We start from the raw sequence: 16,914 nt of genomic DNA, 5'->3' as shown, positions 1-16,914 counted from the left end.
GCTTTCACCGCGCGAGGAGAGCGATATGGCCGAGCAGCACGACGATCACGCGGACACCGCGAAAGCCTTCAACGAGGCGGTCAACATGGCCCCGGCCGAGCTGGAGCACTTTCTCGACAGCGACGACAGCAATCGCGTCGGCTGGAAGGGGGAGGACGGCAAAGGCGACGGCGAGAGCGTCGGCCATCGCTCGGGGCGGCGCATCGTCGCCCTCAAGCGGACGAAGAAGGCCGATCTTACCGACGACGACTACGCGCACATGAAGAAGGTGGTGAGCTACGTCCACCGACACCTCGCGCAGGGCGGGCCGGCGGAGGACAAGGAGCATTCCGACTGGCGCTACTCGCTGATGAACTGGGGGCACGACCCGTTCAAGTGAGCGCGGTCGCCTCGGCTCACACCCGCACCGCGCGGCGCTGTCGCGCGGGCAGCAGCGGCATCCCGCTGCCGATCGGCGCCACCTTCTCGCTGAACTCGCGCAGGGCGAGCGCGAGCGCCGCGCTCATCACCAGCGCGCCGACGAACGCGCCGCCGGGCAGGTGGAGCAGGAAGGTGGCATAGGCGAGCAGCGAGGCGAGCTGCACTAGGAGTGCGAGGCGCATCGCCCGCACCGACGGCGCGACGATCGCGTAGGCGAAGGCGAGCACGTCGGCGAGGAAGAAGTAGCGGTTGTGCATTTTGGGCAGGAGATAGGGGACGAGCATCGCCCCGGTCAGCGCCACCAGCACCACGCGCCGCGGATCGTCGAGCCGGTCGCGTGCCGCCAGCGCCACCGCCACCACCGCGAGCGCCGCGAGTACCAGCCCGATCGCGACCCCGGGGCCATAGGGCAGCTGCGGCGCCAGCGCGCGCAAGATCTGCCAGATGTTGGGCACCGACCGCGCGAGATCGTGGAAATAGTCGCCCTGCGCGACATACAGCAGCGCCAGATCGCGCGCGGGCCGGCCGGCGACCCAGGCGGGCACCATCAGCGCGGCATAGGCGGAGGGCACCAGCGCGAGCGTCCACCAGCGCCCGCGTGCGGCGAGCAGCGTGGCGAGCAGTAGCGGCGCGACGAACACCGCTTGCAGCTTGAACGACACGGCGACGCCGGCGGCGAGCATCGCGGCGGCGACGCGCCCGCGCGCCACCGCGCCGATCGCGAGCAGCAGCCAGCCGGTATAGAGCGCGTCGCACTGGCCCCAGGCGGGGCCGTTGGCGATCACCGTCGGCAGGCACAGGGTCAGGAACGCGCCGCGCCGCGCGGTGTCCGCGTCGACGCAACTGGCGAGCAGCCAGCGCATGCAGCCCGCGAGGAAGAGCGTTCCCGCGATCGACACCAGCTTGATCACGGCGAGCTGCCCCGTCAGCGGCGCCAGCCACGTGCCGAGCGAAAGCAGATAGAGATAGGGCGGCGTGTATTCGGAGAAGGCCTGGCCGAGTGCGGCGAATCGGCCCTGCGCGATCAGATGGGCGGTCCAATGCAGCAGATGCTCGCGAACGTCGCCGTTGCTGAGCGGGATACAGCCGAGATAGATCAGACCCATACCCGCCATGAGCGGGCAGAGCCGGTGATCGCGCCCCGCCACCTGCGGCAGGCGCACCAGATTACCGAACATCCGACCCCGAAGCGTGATTCGCGTTGGCGGCGGTGTAGCCGCTGGCGTGACGGGGGCAAGCGTAGCACCGTCTGCCGTGGCGATTGACCGACGAGCCGAGCGCGCGTATAGGCGCCTCCGTTCGGGTGGAAGGTGACTTCCGCCCGGCAAGCTTGAACATTGCTGGATGCATCAAGGGCCCGAGGCCGCCGTTACCGGCTGCCGTACGGTCCTTTTCGTATTCCAAGTCTTGTCAGGGCTCCAGCAAAGTAACCTCCAGATAAGGTGAAGGCTTCATGCCGACGATCAACCAGCTGGTCCGCAAGGGCCGCGAGCCGCAGAAGGCCAAGTCCAAGGTCCCTGCAATGGAGCAGAACCCGCAGAAGCGCGGAGTCTGCACCCGTGTTTATACCACGACCCCGAAGAAGCCGAACTCGGCGCTGCGCAAGGTGGCCAAGGTCCGCCTGACCAACCAGCGCGAGGTCATCAGCTACATTCCGGGCGAGGGCCACAACCTGCAGGAGCACTCGGTGGTGCTGATCCGCGGCGGCCGTGTGCGCGACCTTCCGGGCGTGCGCTATCACGTGCTGCGCGGCGTGCTCGACACGCAGGGCGTCAAGGACCGCCGCCAGTCGCGCTCGAAGTACGGTGCGAAGCGGCCGAAGTAAGCCGCTCCCGTATTCTCACCAGCTGATTGAAAGGTAACATTACATGGCGCGTCGTCGTCGTCCCGAGAAGCGGGAAATCCTGCCTGATCCCGTGTACGGGGATGAGGTTCTCTCCAAGTTCATGAACTCGGTCATGCTCGACGGTAAGAAGTCGGTCGCCGAGGGCATCGTCTATTCGGCGCTCACCACCGTCGAGACGCGCGCCAAGCGCGAGCCGATCGGCGTGTTCCACGACGCGCTGAACAACATCAAGCCGGGCATCGAGGTCCGCAGCCGCCGCGTGGGCGGCGCGACCTACCAGGTGCCGGTCGAGGTTCGTCCCGAGCGCGCGCAGGCGCTGGCGATCCGCTGGTTGATCACCGCGGCGCGCGGCCGCAGCGAGAACACGATGTCGGCGCGCCTCTCGGGCGAGCTGCTCGACGCCTCGAACAACCGCGGCAACGCGGTGAAGAAGCGCGAGGACACGCACCGCATGGCCGAGGCCAACCGCGCCTTCTCGCACTACCGCTGGTAACGCCAATGGTGCGGACGCGGCCTGTCTTGGAAGCGTCTCAGAACTGACCTATATCGTGGGGAGCCGGCGGTACGCTGCGCTCCCCACATCGCTAAGGAAGCCCGATCATGGCCCGCAGCCATCCGCTCGAACTCTACCGTAACATCGGCATCATGGCGCATATCGACGCCGGCAAGACGACGACGACCGAGCGCATCCTCTATTACACCGGCAAGTCCTACAAGATCGGCGAGGTCCATGAGGGCACCGCGACGATGGACTGGATGGAGCAGGAGCAGGAGCGCGGGATCACGATCACGTCGGCCGCCACCACCTGCAAGTGGAAGGCCGAGGAGGGCAAGGGCCCCGAGCATCTGATCAACATCATCGACACGCCGGGCCACGTCGACTTCACCATCGAGGTGGAGCGCTCGCTGCGCGTGCTCGACGGCGCGGTCGCCTGCTTCGACGGCGTTGCCGGCGTGGAGCCGCAGTCCGAGACGGTGTGGCGCCAGGCCGACAAGTACGGCGTGCCGCGGATGTGCTTCGTCAACAAGCTCGACCGCACCGGCGCCGACTTCTACTTCTGCGTCCAGTCGATCATCGACCGCCTCGGCGCGAAGCCGGCCGTCCTGTACCTGCCGATCGGCATCGAGGGTGGCTTCAAGGGTCTCGTCGACCTGGTCGAGAATCGCGCGATCATCTGGCTCGAGGAGTCGCTCGGCGCGAAGTTCGAATACCAGACGATCCCGGACGATATGGCCGAGAAGGCGGCGAAGTATCGCAGCGAGCTGATCGAGCTCGCCGTCGAGCAGGACGATGACGCCATGGAGGCGTATCTCGAGGGCAACGAGCCCGACGCCAAGACGCTGAAGGCGCTGCTCCGCAAGGGTACGCTGAGCATGGCGTTCGTGCCGGTGGTCTGCGGCTCGGCGTTCAAGAACAAGGGCGTCCAGCCGCTGCTCGACGCGGTGGTCGACTATCTGCCGAGCCCGCTCGACGTGCCGGCGATCAAGGGCGTCAAGCTCGACGGCGAGACGCCGGACGAGCGCCCGTCGTCGGACGAGGCCCCGTTCTCGGCGCTGGCGTTCAAGATCATGAACGATCCGTTTGTCGGCTCGCTCACCTTCGCGCGGATCTACTCGGGCGTCCTCACCAAGGGCACCTACATGAACTCGGTAAAGGACAAGAAGGAGAAGATCGGCCGCATGCTCCTGATGCACGCGAACTCGCGTGAGGACATCGAGGAAGCACGCGCGGGCGACATCGTGGCGCTGGCGGGCCTCAAGGAGACCACCACGGGCGACACGTTGTGCGACCCGGCGCACCCGATCATCCTGGAGCGCATGGAGTTCCCGGAGCCGGTGATCGAGCTGTCGGTGGAGCCGAAGACCAAGGCCGACCAGGAGAAGATGGGCGTCGCGCTCAACCGCCTGGCCGCTGAGGATCCCTCGTTCCGCGTCTCGACGGACCACGAGTCGGGCCAGACCATCATCAAGGGGATGGGCGAGCTCCACCTCGAGATCCTGGTCGACCGCATGAAGCGCGAGTTCAAGGTCGAGGCCAACGTCGGCGCGCCGCAGGTGGCGTATCGCGAGTATCTCAAGAAGCCGGTCGACATCGACTATACGCACAAGAAGCAGTCGGGCGGCACCGGTCAGTTCGGTCGCGTGAAGGTGAAGCTGACGCCGGGCGAGCGCGGCGCGGGCATCATCTTCAAGGACGAGGTCAAGGGCGGTAACATTCCGAAGGAATATATCCCCGCGATCGAGAAGGGCTTCCGCGAGACCGCGGCGACCGGCTCGCTGGTCGGCTTCCCGATCATCGACTTCGAGATCACGCTGTATGACGGCGCGTATCACGACGTCGACTCGTCGGCGTTGGCGTTCGAGATCACCGCGCGCGGTGCGATGCGCGAGGCGGCGCAGAAGTCGGGCATCACGCTGCTCGAGCCGGTCATGAAGGTCGAGGTCGTCACCCCGGAGGATTATCTGGGCGACGTCATCGGCGACATGAACTCGCGTCGCGGCCAGATCCAGGGCACCGACACGCGCGGCAACGCGCAGGCGGTGACCGCGATGGTGCCGCTGGCGAACATGTTCGGCTATGTGAACTCGCTGCGCTCGTTCACCCAGGGGCGCGCGAGCTACTCGATGCAGTTCTCGCACTATGACGAGGTGCCGCAGAACGTCGCCGACGAGGTCAAGGCGAAGCTGGCCTAAGGCGCGCGGGGCGGAATTTCCGCTCCGAGACGCCGCAGGCCGGCCGGCCTCGGGCCTGCCCGAGGACCGACGAGGCGGAATTTGCTTCCGCCTCGGCTCGCCGGCTCAGGCCCTGACAGGGCTAGGGATTTGCGCAACGCGAATTGAGCCGCTATGGGGCCGCCTTCACGGCGAGTCCTGAGTGCGGCTCCAGTGGAAATCAGAAGGTAGGGAAACAATGGCTAAGGCTAAGTTTGAGCGGAACAAGCCGCACCTGAACATCGGCACCATCGGTCACGTCGACCATGGCAAGACCTCGCTGACCGCGGCCATCACCAAGGTGCTGGCGGAGAACGTCGCGGGCAACGCGGCGGTGGACTTCGCCAACATCGACAAGGCGCCGGAAGAGCGCGAGCGCGGCATCACCATCTCGACCGCACACGTCGAGTATGAGACCGCCAACCGCCACTATGCGCACGTCGACTGCCCGGGGCACGCCGATTACGTCAAGAACATGATCACCGGCGCGGCCCAGATGGACGGCGCGATCCTGGTCGTGTCCGCCACCGACGGCCCGATGCCGCAGACCCGCGAGCACATCCTGCTCGCGCGCCAGGTCGGCGTGCCGGCGATGGTCGTGTTCATGAACAAGGTCGACCTGGTCGACGACGAGGAGATCCTCGAGCTCGTCGAGCTGGAAGTCCGCGAGCTGCTCAGCTCGTACGAGTTCCCGGGCGACGACATTCCGATCATCAAGGGCTCGGCCACCTGCGCGCTGTCGGGTTCGAACCAGAAGCTCGGGCCGGACGCGGTCATGGAGCTGATGAAGGCGGTGGACGAGTACATCCCGCAGCCGGAGCGTCCGCTCGACAAGCCGTTCATGATGCCGATCGAGGACGTGTTCTCGATCTCGGGTCGCGGCACCGTCGTGACCGGCCGCGTCGAGACCGGCGTGATCAAGGTCGGTGAGGAAGTCGAGATCGTCGGCATCCACCCGGAGGTCCGCAAGACCACCGTCACCGGCGTCGAGATGTTCCGCAAGCTGCTCGATCAGGGCCAGGCCGGCGACAACGTCGGCGCGCTGATCCGCGGCGTCGCACGCGATGAGGTCGAGCGTGGTCAGGTGCTCTGCAAGCCGGGCTCGATCAAGCCGCACACCGACTTCTCGTCGGAGGTGTACGTGCTGTCGAAGGACGAGGGTGGCCGTCACACGCCGTTCTTCGCCAACTACCGTCCGCAGTTCTACTTCCGCACCACGGACGTGACCGGCACCGTTGAGCTGCCCGAGGGCACCGAGATGGTCATGCCGGGCGACAACGTCGCGCTCGGCATCAAGCTGATCGCGCCGATCGCGATGGACGTCGGCCAGCGCTTCACCATCCGCGAGGGTGGCCGCACGGTGGGTGCGGGCGTGGTGAGCGCCATCTCGAAGTAAGCCGTGCCGGGCCGGTCCGCCGGCCCGACGCGAAAGGTTCCGCCCGATGCGCCGAATGGTGCATCGGGCGGTTGCCTTTTTATGGGAGCGCGGTTATGGCCGCGCCTTCGCTTTGGGTTCGAGAACAGCAAGAGGTGCTCTCGTCCCGTCAGCCCGGTCTCGGCCGGGGTCTTGTGGTGGCAGCGTCAGCGCTAGCGTAGCAGGGCTTCGGTTTAGGCCGGAGTGACGGGGGAGGAAGTGCCCCGCTCTTTCGCATTGGTAGGGATCATGGACAGCAACATCCGCATTCGCCTCAAGGCGTTCGATCATCGCGTGCTCGATCAGGCGACCGGCGACATCGCCGACACCGCGCGCCGCACCGGCGCGCTCATCCGTGGCCCTATCCCGCTGCCGACGCGCATCGAGAAGTTCACGGTCAACCGTGGTCCGCACATCGACAAGAAGTCGCGCGAGCAGTTCGAGGTTCGCACCTACAAGCGCATGCTCGATATCGTTCAGCCGACCCCGCAGACGGTGGACGCGCTGATGAAGCTCGACCTCGCCGCGGGTGTTGACGTCGAGATCAAGCTCGCGTAATTGGCCGGCTCCCGCGGTTGACGTGAGTCCCGCGGGTTTTCCGTTTCGTGGCGTATCGCGCGAGACGGACGAGCGCACCGCCCGCCGGACGCTCCGACGACCATGAGATACCGCCGGCCGCCTTCGGGTGGCCGGGTCAGCGTCTCCCGTCTGTTTCCCTTCGGGGAAGCGCCCAGCCCGGGACGGGGGCACGCTTCGCATATTCCGGGCTGACCGATCCGTGCCGCCAGGCGCGGATCACAAGCACCGTGGGGATGGGCCTCGCGGTGCCTCTGTCAAGGAGCAAGGGATCATGCGTACTGGCGTGATCGCGAAGAAAATGGGGATGACCCGCCTGTTCCAGGACGATGGCCGCCACGTGCCGGTTACCGTCCTGCAGATCGAGGCGCTTCAGGTCGTCGCCCGTCGCGAGAAGGACCGTGACGGCTACACCGCCGTCCAGCTTGGCGCCGGTGTCGCCAAGAGCAAGAACGTCGCCAAGCCGCAGCGCGGCCACTTCGGCAAGGCCGAGGTGGAGCCCAAGGCGGTGGTGCACGAGTTCCGCGTGACCGAGGACAACCTCCTCGACGTCGGCGCCGAGCTCGCTGCCGATCACTATGTCGCCGGCCAGCTGGTCGACATCCAGGGCCGCACCCAGGGCAAGGGTTTCGCCGGCGCGATGAAGCGCTGGAACTTCGGCGGTCTGCGCGCGACCCACGGCGTGTCGGTGTCGCACCGCTCGCACGGTTCGACCGGCAACCGTCAGGATCCCGGCCGCGTCTTCAAGAACAAGAAGATGGCGGGCCACATGGGTGACAAGAACCGCACCCAGCAGAATCTCGAGATCGTCGGCACCGACGTCGAGCGCGGCCTGATCTTCGTGAAGGGCTCGGTGCCCGGCTCGAAGGGCGGCTGGCTGTTCGTCAAGGACGCGGTCAAGCAGGCTCGCCACGAGAGCGCGCCGTTCCCGGCGTCGATCAAGTCGGCGGCCAACAACAACAGCGCGGCGAACACGCCGGCCGATACGTCGGCCGATGCCCCCGCGACCGACGGCCAGGAGGGCTGAACGTGAAGGTCAAGGTTTCCTCCTTCGCCGGCACCGATGCAGCGGACATCGAGCTCAACGACGAGGTCTTCGGCCTCGATCCGCGCGCCGACATCCTGCACCGCGTCGTGACCTGGCAGCTCGAGAAGCGTCGCGCCACAGCGCGCGGCACGCGCGAGCGCGCCGACGTCGCCCGCTCGGGCAAGAAGCTTGGTCGCCAGAAGGGCGGCGGTGTGGCGCGTCACGGCGATCGCCGCGCCCCGGTGTTCATCGGCGGCGGTAAGGCGCACGGCGCCCGCGTCCGCGACTTCAACCCCGGGCTCAACAAGAAGATTCGCGCGCTCGGCCTCAAGATGGCGCTCAGCAGCCATGCCAAGGCCGGCTCGCTGATCGTGCTCGACGCCTTCGAGGTGCAGAAGACGAAGGAGCTCAAGGGCCACTTCGCCACGCTCACCACGGGCAAGCGCACGCTGGTGATCGACGGCGAGGCGGGCGAGAGCTTCCGCGCCGGTCGTAACCTGCCGGGCGTGGACCTGCTCCCGGCGGTCGGCGCGAACGTCTACGACATCATCAAGGCAGACACGCTGGTGCTGACGCGCGCGGCGGTCGAGAAGCTGGAGGCGCGCTTCAATGGCTAAGCCGGCAGAGGCGATCGACAACCGTCACTATGACGTGATTGTCGCGCCGCACATCACCGAGAAGGCGACCCTGCTCTCCGAGCAGAACGCGGTGGTCTTCAAGGTCGCCAACAAGGCGACCAAGCCCCAGATCAAGGCGGCCGTGGAGGCGCTCTTCGGCGTCAGCGTCACGGGCGTGAACACGATCGTCCAGAAGGGCAAGACCAAGCGCTGGAAGGGTGCGCCCTACCGTCGCTCCGATGTCAAGAAGGCGATCGTTACGCTCCGCGAGGGGCAGTCGATCGACGTCACTGAGGGGGCCAAGTAAGATGGCACTCAAGCATTATAACCCGACGTCGCCGGCGCAGCGCGGCCTCGTCCTCGTCGACAAGTCGGCGCTGTACAAGGGCAAGCCCGTCAAGGCGCTGACCGAGGGCAAGCGCAAGACCGGCGGCCGCAACAACAAGGGCCATGTGACCTCGCGCGGCATCGCGGGCGGTCACAAGCAGCGCTACCGCTACGTCGACTTCAAGCGGCGCAAGTGGGACGTCGAGGGCACCGTCGAGCGGCTCGAGTATGATCCGAACCGCACCGCCTTCATCGCGCTGGTCAAGTATCCCGACGAGGAGCTGGCCTATATCATCGCGCCGCAGCGGCTCGCGCCGGGCGACAAGGTGATCGCGGGCAAGAAGACCGACGTGAAGCCGGGCAACGCCATGGAGCTGGGCCAGATTCCGGTCGGCACCATCGTCCACAACGTGGAGATGAAGCCGGGCAAGGGCGGCCAGATCGCGCGTTCGGCCGGCACCTATGTGCAGGTCGTCGGTCGCGACCGTGGCATGGTCATCGTCCGCCTCAACTCGGGTGAGCAGCGCTACATCCACGGCGAGTGCATGGCGACGATCGGTGCGGTGTCGAACCCCGACAACCAGAACCAGAACCTCGGCAAGGCTGGCCGCTCGCGCTGGATGGGCAAGCGCCCGCTGACGCGCGGCGTGGCCAAGAACCCGGTCGACCACCCGCACGGCGGTGGTGAGGGCCGGACCTCGGGCGGCCGTCACCCGGTCACGCCGTGGGGCAAGCCGACCAAGGGTGCGCGCACCCGCCACAACAAGTCTACGGACAAGATGATCATCCGTAGCCGCCACGCGAGGAAGAAGTAATGGCTCGCTCTGTCTGGAAGGGCCCGTTCGTCGAACTGAGCCTGCTCAAGAAGGCCGAGGCCGCGCAGGACGCCGGTGGGCGCGCGCCGATCAAGACCTGGTCGCGCCGCTCCACCATCCTGCCGCAGTTCGTCGGTCTGACGTTCTCGGTCTACAACGGCCGCAAGTTCGTGCCGGTCTCGGTCAACGAGGACATGGTCGGCATGAAGCTCGGCGAGTTCGCGCCGACCCGGTTCTTCCCGGGCCACGCGGCTGACAAGAAGGGCAAGCGCTGATGAGCAAGCCTGCATCCCCCCGCAAGGTCGGCGAGAAGGAAGCCCTCTCGGTCGGCACGCAGATCCGCGGCTCGGCGCAGAAGCTGGGCCTGGTCGCGGCGCTCATCCGGGGCCGCTCGGCGGCCGACGCGATGAACATCCTCGCCTTCTCCAAGAAGTCGATGGCGGTCGACGCGCGCAAGGTGCTGGCCTCGGCCATCGCCAACGCCGAGAACAACCACAACCTCGACGTCGACGCGCTCGTCGTCGCCGAGGCGTCGGTCGGCAAGTCGATCACCATGAAGCGGTTCGCCACGCGCGGCCGCGGCAAGTCCACCCGCATCCTCAAGCCGTTCTCGCGGCTGCGGATCGTCGTGCGCGAGCAGGAAGAAGCCTAATGGGTCACAAGAGCAATCCCATCGGTCTGCGCCTGCAGATCAACCGCACCTGGGACAGCCGCTGGTACGCCGAGGGCGACGATTACCGTCGCCTGCTGCTGGAGGATCTCAAGATCCGCCAGTACATCATCAAGACGCTGCCGCAGGCGGCGATCTCGAAGGTGGTGATCGATCGTCCCGCCAAGCTGTGCCGCATTTCGGTTTTTGCCGCACGCCCCGGCGTGATCATCGGCAAGAAGGGTTCGGACATCGAGAAGCTGCGCAAGACGCTCGGCGCGATGACCAGCTCGGACGTCTCGCTGAACATCGTCGAGATCCGCAAGCCCGAGGTCGATGCCAAGCTCGTCGCGCAGGGCATCGCGGACCAGCTCGAGCGCCGTATCGCTTTCCGTCGCGCGATGAAGCGCGCGGTGCAGTCGGCGATGCGTCTTGGCGCGGACGGCATCAAGGTCTATTGCGGCGGCCGTCTCGGCGGCGCCGAGATCGCGCGCTCGGAGAGCTATCGCGAGGGCCGGGTGCCGCTGCACACGCTGCGCGCCAACATCGACTATGCCGAGGCCGAGGCGCACACCGCTTATGGCGTCTGCGGCGTCAAGGTGTGGGTGTTCAAGGGCGAGATCCTCGGTCACGACCCGATGGCGACCGATCGCCTCATGATGGAGGCCCAGACCTCCGGCGTGCGCCCCGCGCGCGATGACCGCCGCTAAGGAATAAGGCAATGCTGCAACCGAAGCGCACCAAGTTCCGCAAGGCGTTCAAGGGCCGTATCCACGGCGACGCCAAGGGCGGCACCTCGCTGAACTTCGGCTCCTATGGCCTCAAGGCGATGGAGCCGGATCGTATCACCGCGCGTCAGATCGAGGCGGCCCGCCGCGCGATCACGCGCCACATCAAGCGCCAGGGGCGTTTGTGGATCCGCGTATTCCCGGACGTGCCGGTGTCGAGCAAGCCCGCCGAAGTCCGCATGGGCTCGGGCAAGGGTTCGCCCGAATTCTGGGCCGCGCGGGTCAAGCCGGGCCGGATCCTGTTCGAGCTCGACGGCGTCGAGGGGCCGCTCGCCGCGGAGGCGTTCGAGCGCGCCGCGATGAAGCTGCCGATCAAGACCAAGGTCGTGGCGCGCCTCGGCGACACCTCGCACCTGGGAGGCGAGTAAGATGGCAAATACCACTGACTTCACCGGCCAGAGCGACGACCAGCTCGCCGAGAGCCTGGGCAACCTGAAGCGCGAGCAGTTCAACCTGCGCTTCCAGGCGGCGACCAGCCAGCTCGAGAAGCCGAGCCGCGTGCGTGAGGTCCGTAAGGACATCGCCCGCATCAAGACCCTGCAGGCGCAGCGCAATGCTGCGGCTGCGGCCAAGTAAGAGGACGACGCACATGCCGAAGCGCGTGCTGACCGGAGTGATCGTCTCCGATAAGGGCGAGAAGACGGTGATCGTCAACGTGGAGCGCAAGGTGAAGCACCCGCTCTACGGCAAGATCATCCGCCGCTCGAAGAAGTACCACGCCCATGACGAGGCGAACGAGTATAAGCAGGGCGAGACCGTGCGCATCGAAGAGACCGCGCCGATCTCCAAGCTGAAGACCTGGAAGGTCGTCGACCGCGTGAACACGCATGTCGCGCCCGAGCGGGTCGACGTCGACGCGTAAGCGTCGCTGAGTGCGCCCGCCGGCGTTTCGGGAAGGGTCCGCGGCCTGGCCGCGGAGACCAGCCGAGTGTGGCGGGAAGACGTGGGGGCAGGGCACTTGCCTTTCGCCCGCGGAGCGGCTAACCGGCCGCTCCCCTCGGTACGGCCATGCGCCTGCCGGGGGTCGTTTTTTTAGGCGGGGCTGGGTCGGTATCCACCCCAGGGGCGAGAAGGAAGCGGATCAATGATCCAGATGCAATCCAATCTCGACGTCGCTGACAACAGCGGCGCGAAGCGGGTGCAGTGCATCAAGGTGCTTGGCGGGTCCAAGCGCCGCACGGCCGGCGTGGGCGACATCATCGTCGTCAGCGTCAAGGAAGCGCAGCCGCGTGGCCGCGTGAAGAAGGGCGACGTTCACCGCGCGGTGATCGTGCGCACCGCCAAGGACATCCGCCGCGCTGACGGCTCGGTGATCCGGTTCGACGGCAATGCCGCGGTGCTGGTCAACAAGAACGAGGAGCCGATCGGCACCCGTATCTTCGGGCCGGTCGTGCGCGAGCTGCGCGGCAAGAAGCACATGAAGATCATCAGCCTTGCGCCGGAGGTGCTGTAATGGCCGCCGCGAAGATCAAGACGGGCGATCAGGTCATCGTCCTCTCGGGCAAGGACAAGGGCAAGACCGGCACGGTCACCCAGTCGATGCCGAAGGATAGCAAGGTGATCGTCGGCGGCGTCAACGTCGCCACCCGTCACCGCAAGCCGACGCAGGCGAACCCGCAGGGCGGGCTCGAGCGCATCGAGGCGCCGCTGCACGTCTCGAAGGTGGCGCACGTCACTGCCGACGGCAAGCCGACGCGCGTCCGCTTCGAGACGCAGGATGGCAAGAAGGTCCGCGTCGCGGTGAAGACCGGGGAGAAGATCGATGGCTGACGCCTACAAGCCGCGCATGAAGGCGATCTACGAGGATCGCATCGTTGCGGCGATGACCGAGAAGTTCGGTTACAAGAACGTCAACGAGATCCCGCGGATCGACAAGATCGTGCTCAACATGGGCGTCGGCGAGGCGACCCAGGACAAGAAGCGCGTCGACCAGGCCGCGTCGGAAATGGAGCTGATCGCCGGTCAGAAGCCGGTGGTCACCAAGGCGAAGAAGTCGATCGCGCAGTTCAAGCTGCGTGAGGGCATGCCGATCGGCGTGAAGGTCACGCTTCGCCGCGAGCGCATGTACGAGTTCCTCGACCGCTTCATCACCATCGCGCTCCCGCGCGTCCGCGACTTCCGCGGGCTGAACCCGAAGAGCTTCGACGGCCGTGGCAATTACGCCTGCGGCATCAAGGAGCAGATCGTGTTCCCGGAGATCAACTATGACCGCATCGACAAGGTGCGTGGCATGGACGTGATCGTGACCACGACCGCGAAGAGCGACGACGAGGCGCGCGAGCTGCTCCGTCTGTTCGGCTTCCCGTTCCCGATCGAGGACGAAACGACCGACGCGAAGAAGGCGGCATGACCGTCTCGCTGGTCTGATAAAGAGAGCTTAAGTCCATGGCGAAACTGAGTTCCGTGAACAAGAACGAGCGTCGCAAGAAGCTGGTGGCGCAATATGCGCCCAAGCTGGCGAAGCTGAAGGCGCAGGCGAACGATCAGTCGCTCGACGAGACCGAGCGTCTCATCGCGCGGCTGAAGATGGCTGAGCTGCCCCGCAACGCCAATCCGACGCGGATTCGCAACCGCTGCGCGCTGACCGGTCGTCCGCGTGCTTACTACCGCAAGTTCGGGCTTGCCCGTGTGATGCTGCGCGATCTGGCCAACAAGGGCCTGATCCCGGGTCTCACCAAGTCGAGCTGGTAAGGACGTACGATGGCAGTGACCGATCCCCTGGGTGACCTGCTCACCCGCATCCGCAACGGCCAGCGCGCGCGCAAGGACAGCGTGCTGTCGCCCGCGTCGAAGCTGCGCGTCCGTGTGCTCGACGTGCTCCAGCGCGAAGGCTACATCCGCGGCTATTCCGAGGAGGAGCTCGCGCTCGGCAAGGGCGCGTCCACCAAGGGCGTGCGCATCGAGCTGAAGTATTTCGAGGGCCAGCCCGCGATCAAGCATGTCGCGCGCGTCTCAAAGCCGGGCCGCCGCATCTACTCCGGCGCCACTGAGCTGCCGCGCGTGATGAACGGCCTGGGCATCACCATCGTGTCGACGCCGAAAGGCGTTCTGTCGGACGCCGAGGCGCGCGAGCAGAACGTCGGCGGCGAAGTGCTGGCGGAGGTGTTCTAATGAGCCGCATCGGCAAGAAGGCGGTCCCGATCCCGTCGGGCGTCACCGCCACCCGCAACGGCAACGAGCTGTCGGTCAAGGGCCCCAAGGGCACCCTGTCGATGCCGCTGTCGGACCTGATCAGCTACGACGTGCAGGGTGACTCGATCGGCGTGCAGCCGGCCAACGACACCAAGCGCGCGCGCGCCTTCTGGGGCATGCAGCGGACGCTGGTGCAGAACCTCGTCACCGGCGTGACCGAGGGCTTCACCAAGAAGCTGCTGATCACCGGCGTCGGCTATCGCGCCGCGGCACAGGGTCGTAACCTGCGCCTGCAGCTCGGCTACAGCCACGACGTCAACATCGAGGTGCCCGAGGGCATCGAGGTAAAGACGCCGGACGCGACCACCGTCGAGATCAGCGGTGCGGACAAGCAGCGCGTCGGCCAGCTGGCCGCCGAGATCCGCCGCTGGCGTAAGCCCGAGCCGTACAAGGGCAAGGGCATCAAGTACGACGGCGAGTATATCTTCCGTAAGGAAGGGAAGAAGAAGTGACCAAGGGTCTTTCGCTTTTCGACAAGCGGCGTCGCCGCAACCGCACGGCGCTGCGCGCGCGGGCCGGCACCCGTCCGCGCCTGTCGGTGCATCGCTCGGGCAAGCACATCTACGCCCAGGTCATCGACGACGCCAACGGCCATACCGTGGCTTCGGCCTCGACGCTGGCCGGGCATGAGGGCAAGACCGCGACCGTCGCGGCTGCGACCGAGGTGGGCAAGCGCGTCGCCGAGGCGGCCAAGGCCGCCGGTGTCACGCAGGTCGTGTTCGACCGTGGTGGCTTCCTCTTTCACGGCCGGGTGAAGGCGCTGGCCGAGGCCGCGCGCGAAGCCGGACTGGAGTTCTAAGACATGGCTGACGAGAACCAGCAGACGCAGGCGCCCGAGGCCGAGGCCAATGCGGCACCGGCGCAGGCCGCGCCGCAGGACAATGGCCCGCCTCGCGGCGCGCGTGGTGGCCGTGGCGGCGGCGGTGGTCGCGGCGGCAACGATCGTGGTGGACGCGGTGGCCGTGACGGTGGCCGTGGCCGCCGCGACGACCGTCGCAACAACGACGACGGCGGTGAGGAGCTGATCGAGAAGCTCGTCCACATCAACCGCGTCTCGAAGACGGTGAAGGGCGGCAAGCGCTTCGGCTTCGCGGCACTGGTCGTGGTGGGCGACGGCAAGGGCCGCGTCGGCTTCGGTCACGGCAAGGCTCGCGAGGTCCCCGAGGCGATCTCCAAGGCGACCGCCGCGGCCAAGAAGAAGATGGTCCGCGTGCCGCTCAAGGAAGGCCGCACGCTGCATCATGACGGCAACGGCCACTTCGGCGCGGGTCGCGTGACGCTGCGCTCGGCGCCGCAGGGCACCGGCATCATCGCCGGCGGTCCGATGCGTGCGGTGTTCGAGAGCCTCGGCGTTGCCGACGTGGTGACCAAGTCGGTCGGCACCTCGAACCCGTACAACATGATCCGCGCGACCTTCGAGGCGCTGAACACGCAGACCTCGCCGAAGGCGGTGGCGCAGCGTCGCGGCAAGAAGATCGCCGACCTGCTCGGCCGCGCGCATGGCGCGGACGCGGCGACCGCCGAGGCGGATGCCGCGGCAGTGGTGGAGTGAGCGAGATGGCGACCATCAAGGTGAAGCAGACCGGCTCGCCGATCCGGCGGACCAAGGACCAGCGCGCGACGCTCGTGGGTCTGGGCCTGAACAAGATGCACCGCGTCGCGGAGCTGCAGGACAGCCCCGAGGTGCGCGGCATGATCCGCAAGGTGCAGCACATGGTCGAGGTGGTGGAGGGCTGAGCCTTTCCCACCTGACTAGTGACACGACGAGGGAAGGGGGCTAACCGGCCCCCTTCCTGTTTTTCAGCGCGACAGAAGCGAAAGCGAGTGCATATCATGAAGCTCAACGAACTCAGCGACAACCAGGGCGCCCGTCACCGCAAGATCCGCGTCGGCCGCGGCATCGGCTCGGGCAAGGGCAAGACCGGCGGCCGCGGCGTCAAGGGCCAGAAGAGCCGTGAGGGCGTCAGCATCGCCGGCTTCGAGGGTGGCCAGATGCCGCTCCACATGCGGCTGCCGAAGCGTGGCTTCAACAACATCTTCGCCAAGGACTATGCCACGGTGAACCTCGGCGAGATCCAGAAGGCGATCGAGTCGGGCAAGCTGACCGGCACCGACCTGGACCATGCCGCGCTCAAGGCGGCGGGCCTGGCGCGCGGCGGCAAGGACGGCGTGCGGCTGCTCGGCAAGGGCGAGCTGACCACCAAGCTGAACTTCACCGTCGCGGGCGTGTCGGCGTCGGCGCGTGAGGCGGTCGAGAAGCTCGGCGGCTCGGTCACCGTGCCGGAGATCGTCCCCGCCGCGGACAAGCACAAGGCGAAGCACCGCACCGCGCAGGCCGCGCGCAAGCAGGCGCAGACGCAGGCGTAAGCCGCTCCGCTAACTCTCCCCGTCATCCCGGGCTCGACCCGGGATCCACGGCGCGGCCGCGACGTTCGTTGTGACCCGCGGCACGATGGGCCCCGGATCAAGTCCGGGCTGACGGGTAAGGGAGGGCGGACGCGCCTCATGTTCGCGCCGCGCGTGATCCGGAC

The 16,914-nt window shown here is 66.9% G+C and carries 27 protein-coding genes; 26 read left to right on the top strand and 1 reads right to left on the bottom strand.

Annotated features, from left to right (window positions below):
• Nucleotides 1-25: 25 nt before the first annotated feature.
• Nucleotides 26-379, top strand: a complete 354-nt coding sequence (locus ACMGDM_RS03090; RefSeq protein WP_436802647.1) for a DUF3140 domain-containing protein — start codon at nucleotides 26-28, stop codon at nucleotides 377-379.
• Nucleotides 380-395: 16 nt separating this feature from the next.
• Here the strand turns inward: ACMGDM_RS03090 and ACMGDM_RS03085 are convergent, their stop codons facing one another.
• Nucleotides 396-1,598, bottom strand: a complete 1,203-nt coding sequence (locus tag ACMGDM_RS03085) for a putative hexosyltransferase (RefSeq protein ID WP_436802646.1) — start codon at nucleotides 1,596-1,598, stop codon at nucleotides 396-398.
• Between the two features lie 275 nt (nucleotides 1,599-1,873).
• Between ACMGDM_RS03085 and rpsL the strand changes: the two genes are divergently transcribed.
• From rpsL to rplO, 25 genes are all read left to right on the top strand, one after another.
• Nucleotides 1,874-2,245: a 30S ribosomal protein S12 gene (gene rpsL, locus ACMGDM_RS03080; RefSeq protein WP_029936467.1), complete on the top strand. Its 372-nt coding sequence runs from the start codon at nucleotides 1,874-1,876 to the stop codon at nucleotides 2,243-2,245.
• Nucleotides 2,246-2,288: 43 nt separating this feature from the next.
• Nucleotides 2,289-2,759: a 30S ribosomal protein S7 gene (gene rpsG, locus ACMGDM_RS03075; protein WP_132909132.1), complete on the top strand. Its 471-nt coding sequence runs from the start codon at nucleotides 2,289-2,291 to the stop codon at nucleotides 2,757-2,759.
• Between the two features lie 107 nt (nucleotides 2,760-2,866).
• The gene (fusA, locus tag ACMGDM_RS03070; RefSeq protein WP_436802645.1) at nucleotides 2,867-4,960 is read left to right on the top strand and encodes an elongation factor G; all 2,094 of its coding nucleotides are present in this window, start codon (nucleotides 2,867-2,869) and stop codon (nucleotides 4,958-4,960) included.
• A gap of 217 nt (nucleotides 4,961-5,177) precedes the next feature.
• Nucleotides 5,178-6,374, top strand: a complete 1,197-nt coding sequence (tuf, locus tag ACMGDM_RS03065; protein ID WP_436802644.1) for an elongation factor Tu — start codon at nucleotides 5,178-5,180, stop codon at nucleotides 6,372-6,374.
• Nucleotides 6,375-6,641: 267 nt separating this feature from the next.
• Nucleotides 6,642-6,950, top strand: a complete 309-nt coding sequence (gene rpsJ / locus ACMGDM_RS03060) for a 30S ribosomal protein S10 (protein WP_007406109.1) — start codon at nucleotides 6,642-6,644, stop codon at nucleotides 6,948-6,950.
• A 292-nt stretch (nucleotides 6,951-7,242) separates the two neighbouring features.
• Complete coding sequence (rplC, locus tag ACMGDM_RS03055; RefSeq protein WP_436802643.1) at nucleotides 7,243-7,995, top strand: 50S ribosomal protein L3; 753 nt, start codon at nucleotides 7,243-7,245, stop codon at nucleotides 7,993-7,995.
• A gap of 2 nt (nucleotides 7,996-7,997) precedes the next feature.
• The gene (gene rplD, locus ACMGDM_RS03050; RefSeq protein ID WP_132909136.1) at nucleotides 7,998-8,612 is read left to right on the top strand and encodes a 50S ribosomal protein L4; all 615 of its coding nucleotides are present in this window, start codon (nucleotides 7,998-8,000) and stop codon (nucleotides 8,610-8,612) included.
• A complete protein-coding gene (locus ACMGDM_RS03045; RefSeq protein WP_132909137.1) occupies nucleotides 8,605-8,919 on the top strand; it encodes a 50S ribosomal protein L23 in 315 nt (104 codons plus the stop codon). The genes rplD and ACMGDM_RS03045 overlap by 8 nt, the downstream gene beginning before the upstream one ends.
• A gap of 1 nt (nucleotide 8,920) precedes the next feature.
• A complete protein-coding gene (gene rplB, locus ACMGDM_RS03040; RefSeq protein ID WP_183921114.1) occupies nucleotides 8,921-9,754 on the top strand; it encodes a 50S ribosomal protein L2 in 834 nt (277 codons plus the stop codon).
• A complete protein-coding gene (gene rpsS / locus ACMGDM_RS03035; protein ID WP_132909139.1) occupies nucleotides 9,754-10,029 on the top strand; it encodes a 30S ribosomal protein S19 in 276 nt (91 codons plus the stop codon). Before rplB ends, rpsS begins: the two co-directional genes overlap by 1 nt.
• Nucleotides 10,029-10,406 (top strand): 50S ribosomal protein L22, encoded by a 378-nt coding sequence (gene rplV / locus ACMGDM_RS03030; protein ID WP_132909140.1) that lies wholly within the window; start codon nucleotides 10,029-10,031, stop codon nucleotides 10,404-10,406. The genes rpsS and rplV overlap by 1 nt, the downstream gene beginning before the upstream one ends.
• Nucleotides 10,406-11,113, top strand: coding sequence for a 30S ribosomal protein S3 (gene rpsC / locus ACMGDM_RS03025; RefSeq protein WP_183921113.1), 708 nt, complete (start codon nucleotides 10,406-10,408; stop codon nucleotides 11,111-11,113). The genes rplV and rpsC overlap by 1 nt, the downstream gene beginning before the upstream one ends.
• An 11-nt stretch (nucleotides 11,114-11,124) precedes the next feature.
• Nucleotides 11,125-11,559 carry a 50S ribosomal protein L16 gene (gene rplP / locus ACMGDM_RS03020; RefSeq protein ID WP_022687059.1) on the top strand — a complete coding sequence of 145 codons (435 nt, stop codon included), beginning with the start codon at nucleotides 11,125-11,127 and terminating at the stop codon, nucleotides 11,557-11,559.
• A 1-nt stretch (nucleotide 11,560) separates the two neighbouring features.
• Nucleotides 11,561-11,767: a 50S ribosomal protein L29 gene (gene rpmC / locus ACMGDM_RS03015; RefSeq protein ID WP_183921112.1), complete on the top strand. Its 207-nt coding sequence runs from the start codon at nucleotides 11,561-11,563 to the stop codon at nucleotides 11,765-11,767.
• A gap of 13 nt (nucleotides 11,768-11,780) precedes the next feature.
• A complete protein-coding gene (rpsQ, locus tag ACMGDM_RS03010; RefSeq protein WP_132909143.1) occupies nucleotides 11,781-12,053 on the top strand; it encodes a 30S ribosomal protein S17 in 273 nt (90 codons plus the stop codon).
• Between the two features lie 222 nt (nucleotides 12,054-12,275).
• Nucleotides 12,276-12,644, top strand: coding sequence for a 50S ribosomal protein L14 (rplN, locus tag ACMGDM_RS03005; protein WP_022687056.1), 369 nt, complete (start codon nucleotides 12,276-12,278; stop codon nucleotides 12,642-12,644).
• Entirely contained in the window at nucleotides 12,644-12,961 is a 318-nt protein-coding gene (gene rplX / locus ACMGDM_RS03000) for a 50S ribosomal protein L24 (RefSeq protein WP_436802642.1), read from the top strand. Before rplN ends, rplX begins: the two co-directional genes overlap by 1 nt.
• Nucleotides 12,954-13,541, top strand: a complete 588-nt coding sequence (gene rplE, locus ACMGDM_RS02995; RefSeq protein ID WP_436802641.1) for a 50S ribosomal protein L5 — start codon at nucleotides 12,954-12,956, stop codon at nucleotides 13,539-13,541. Before rplX ends, rplE begins: the two co-directional genes overlap by 8 nt.
• Before the next feature lie 35 nt (nucleotides 13,542-13,576).
• The gene (gene rpsN / locus ACMGDM_RS02990) at nucleotides 13,577-13,882 is read left to right on the top strand and encodes a 30S ribosomal protein S14 (protein WP_028966611.1); all 306 of its coding nucleotides are present in this window, start codon (nucleotides 13,577-13,579) and stop codon (nucleotides 13,880-13,882) included.
• 9 nt (nucleotides 13,883-13,891) lie between these two features.
• Nucleotides 13,892-14,302: a 30S ribosomal protein S8 gene (gene rpsH / locus ACMGDM_RS02985; RefSeq protein WP_132909147.1), complete on the top strand. Its 411-nt coding sequence runs from the start codon at nucleotides 13,892-13,894 to the stop codon at nucleotides 14,300-14,302.
• On the top strand, nucleotides 14,302-14,835 hold the full coding sequence (gene rplF / locus ACMGDM_RS02980) for a 50S ribosomal protein L6 (RefSeq protein WP_132909148.1): 534 nt from the start codon (nucleotides 14,302-14,304) through the stop codon (nucleotides 14,833-14,835). The genes rpsH and rplF overlap by 1 nt, the downstream gene beginning before the upstream one ends.
• Nucleotides 14,832-15,182, top strand: a complete 351-nt coding sequence (gene rplR / locus ACMGDM_RS02975; protein WP_132909149.1) for a 50S ribosomal protein L18 — start codon at nucleotides 14,832-14,834, stop codon at nucleotides 15,180-15,182. Before rplF ends, rplR begins: the two co-directional genes overlap by 4 nt.
• A 3-nt stretch (nucleotides 15,183-15,185) precedes the next feature.
• Nucleotides 15,186-15,935 (top strand): 30S ribosomal protein S5, encoded by a 750-nt coding sequence (rpsE, locus tag ACMGDM_RS02970; protein ID WP_436802640.1) that lies wholly within the window; start codon nucleotides 15,186-15,188, stop codon nucleotides 15,933-15,935.
• A gap of 5 nt (nucleotides 15,936-15,940) precedes the next feature.
• Nucleotides 15,941-16,120, top strand: a complete 180-nt coding sequence (rpmD, locus tag ACMGDM_RS02965) for a 50S ribosomal protein L30 (protein WP_132909151.1) — start codon at nucleotides 15,941-15,943, stop codon at nucleotides 16,118-16,120.
• Nucleotides 16,121-16,216: 96 nt separating this feature from the next.
• The gene (gene rplO, locus ACMGDM_RS02960) at nucleotides 16,217-16,750 is read left to right on the top strand and encodes a 50S ribosomal protein L15 (protein ID WP_132909152.1); all 534 of its coding nucleotides are present in this window, start codon (nucleotides 16,217-16,219) and stop codon (nucleotides 16,748-16,750) included.
• Nucleotides 16,751-16,914 lie beyond the last annotated feature (164 nt).

It is taken from the genome of Sphingomonas larreae, from assembly GCF_051400595.1.
Lineage (GTDB): Bacteria > Pseudomonadota > Alphaproteobacteria > Sphingomonadales > Sphingomonadaceae > Sphingomonas.
Note: the sequence above shows the minus strand (reverse complement) of the source record. Positions and strands in the feature narration are given on the sequence as shown.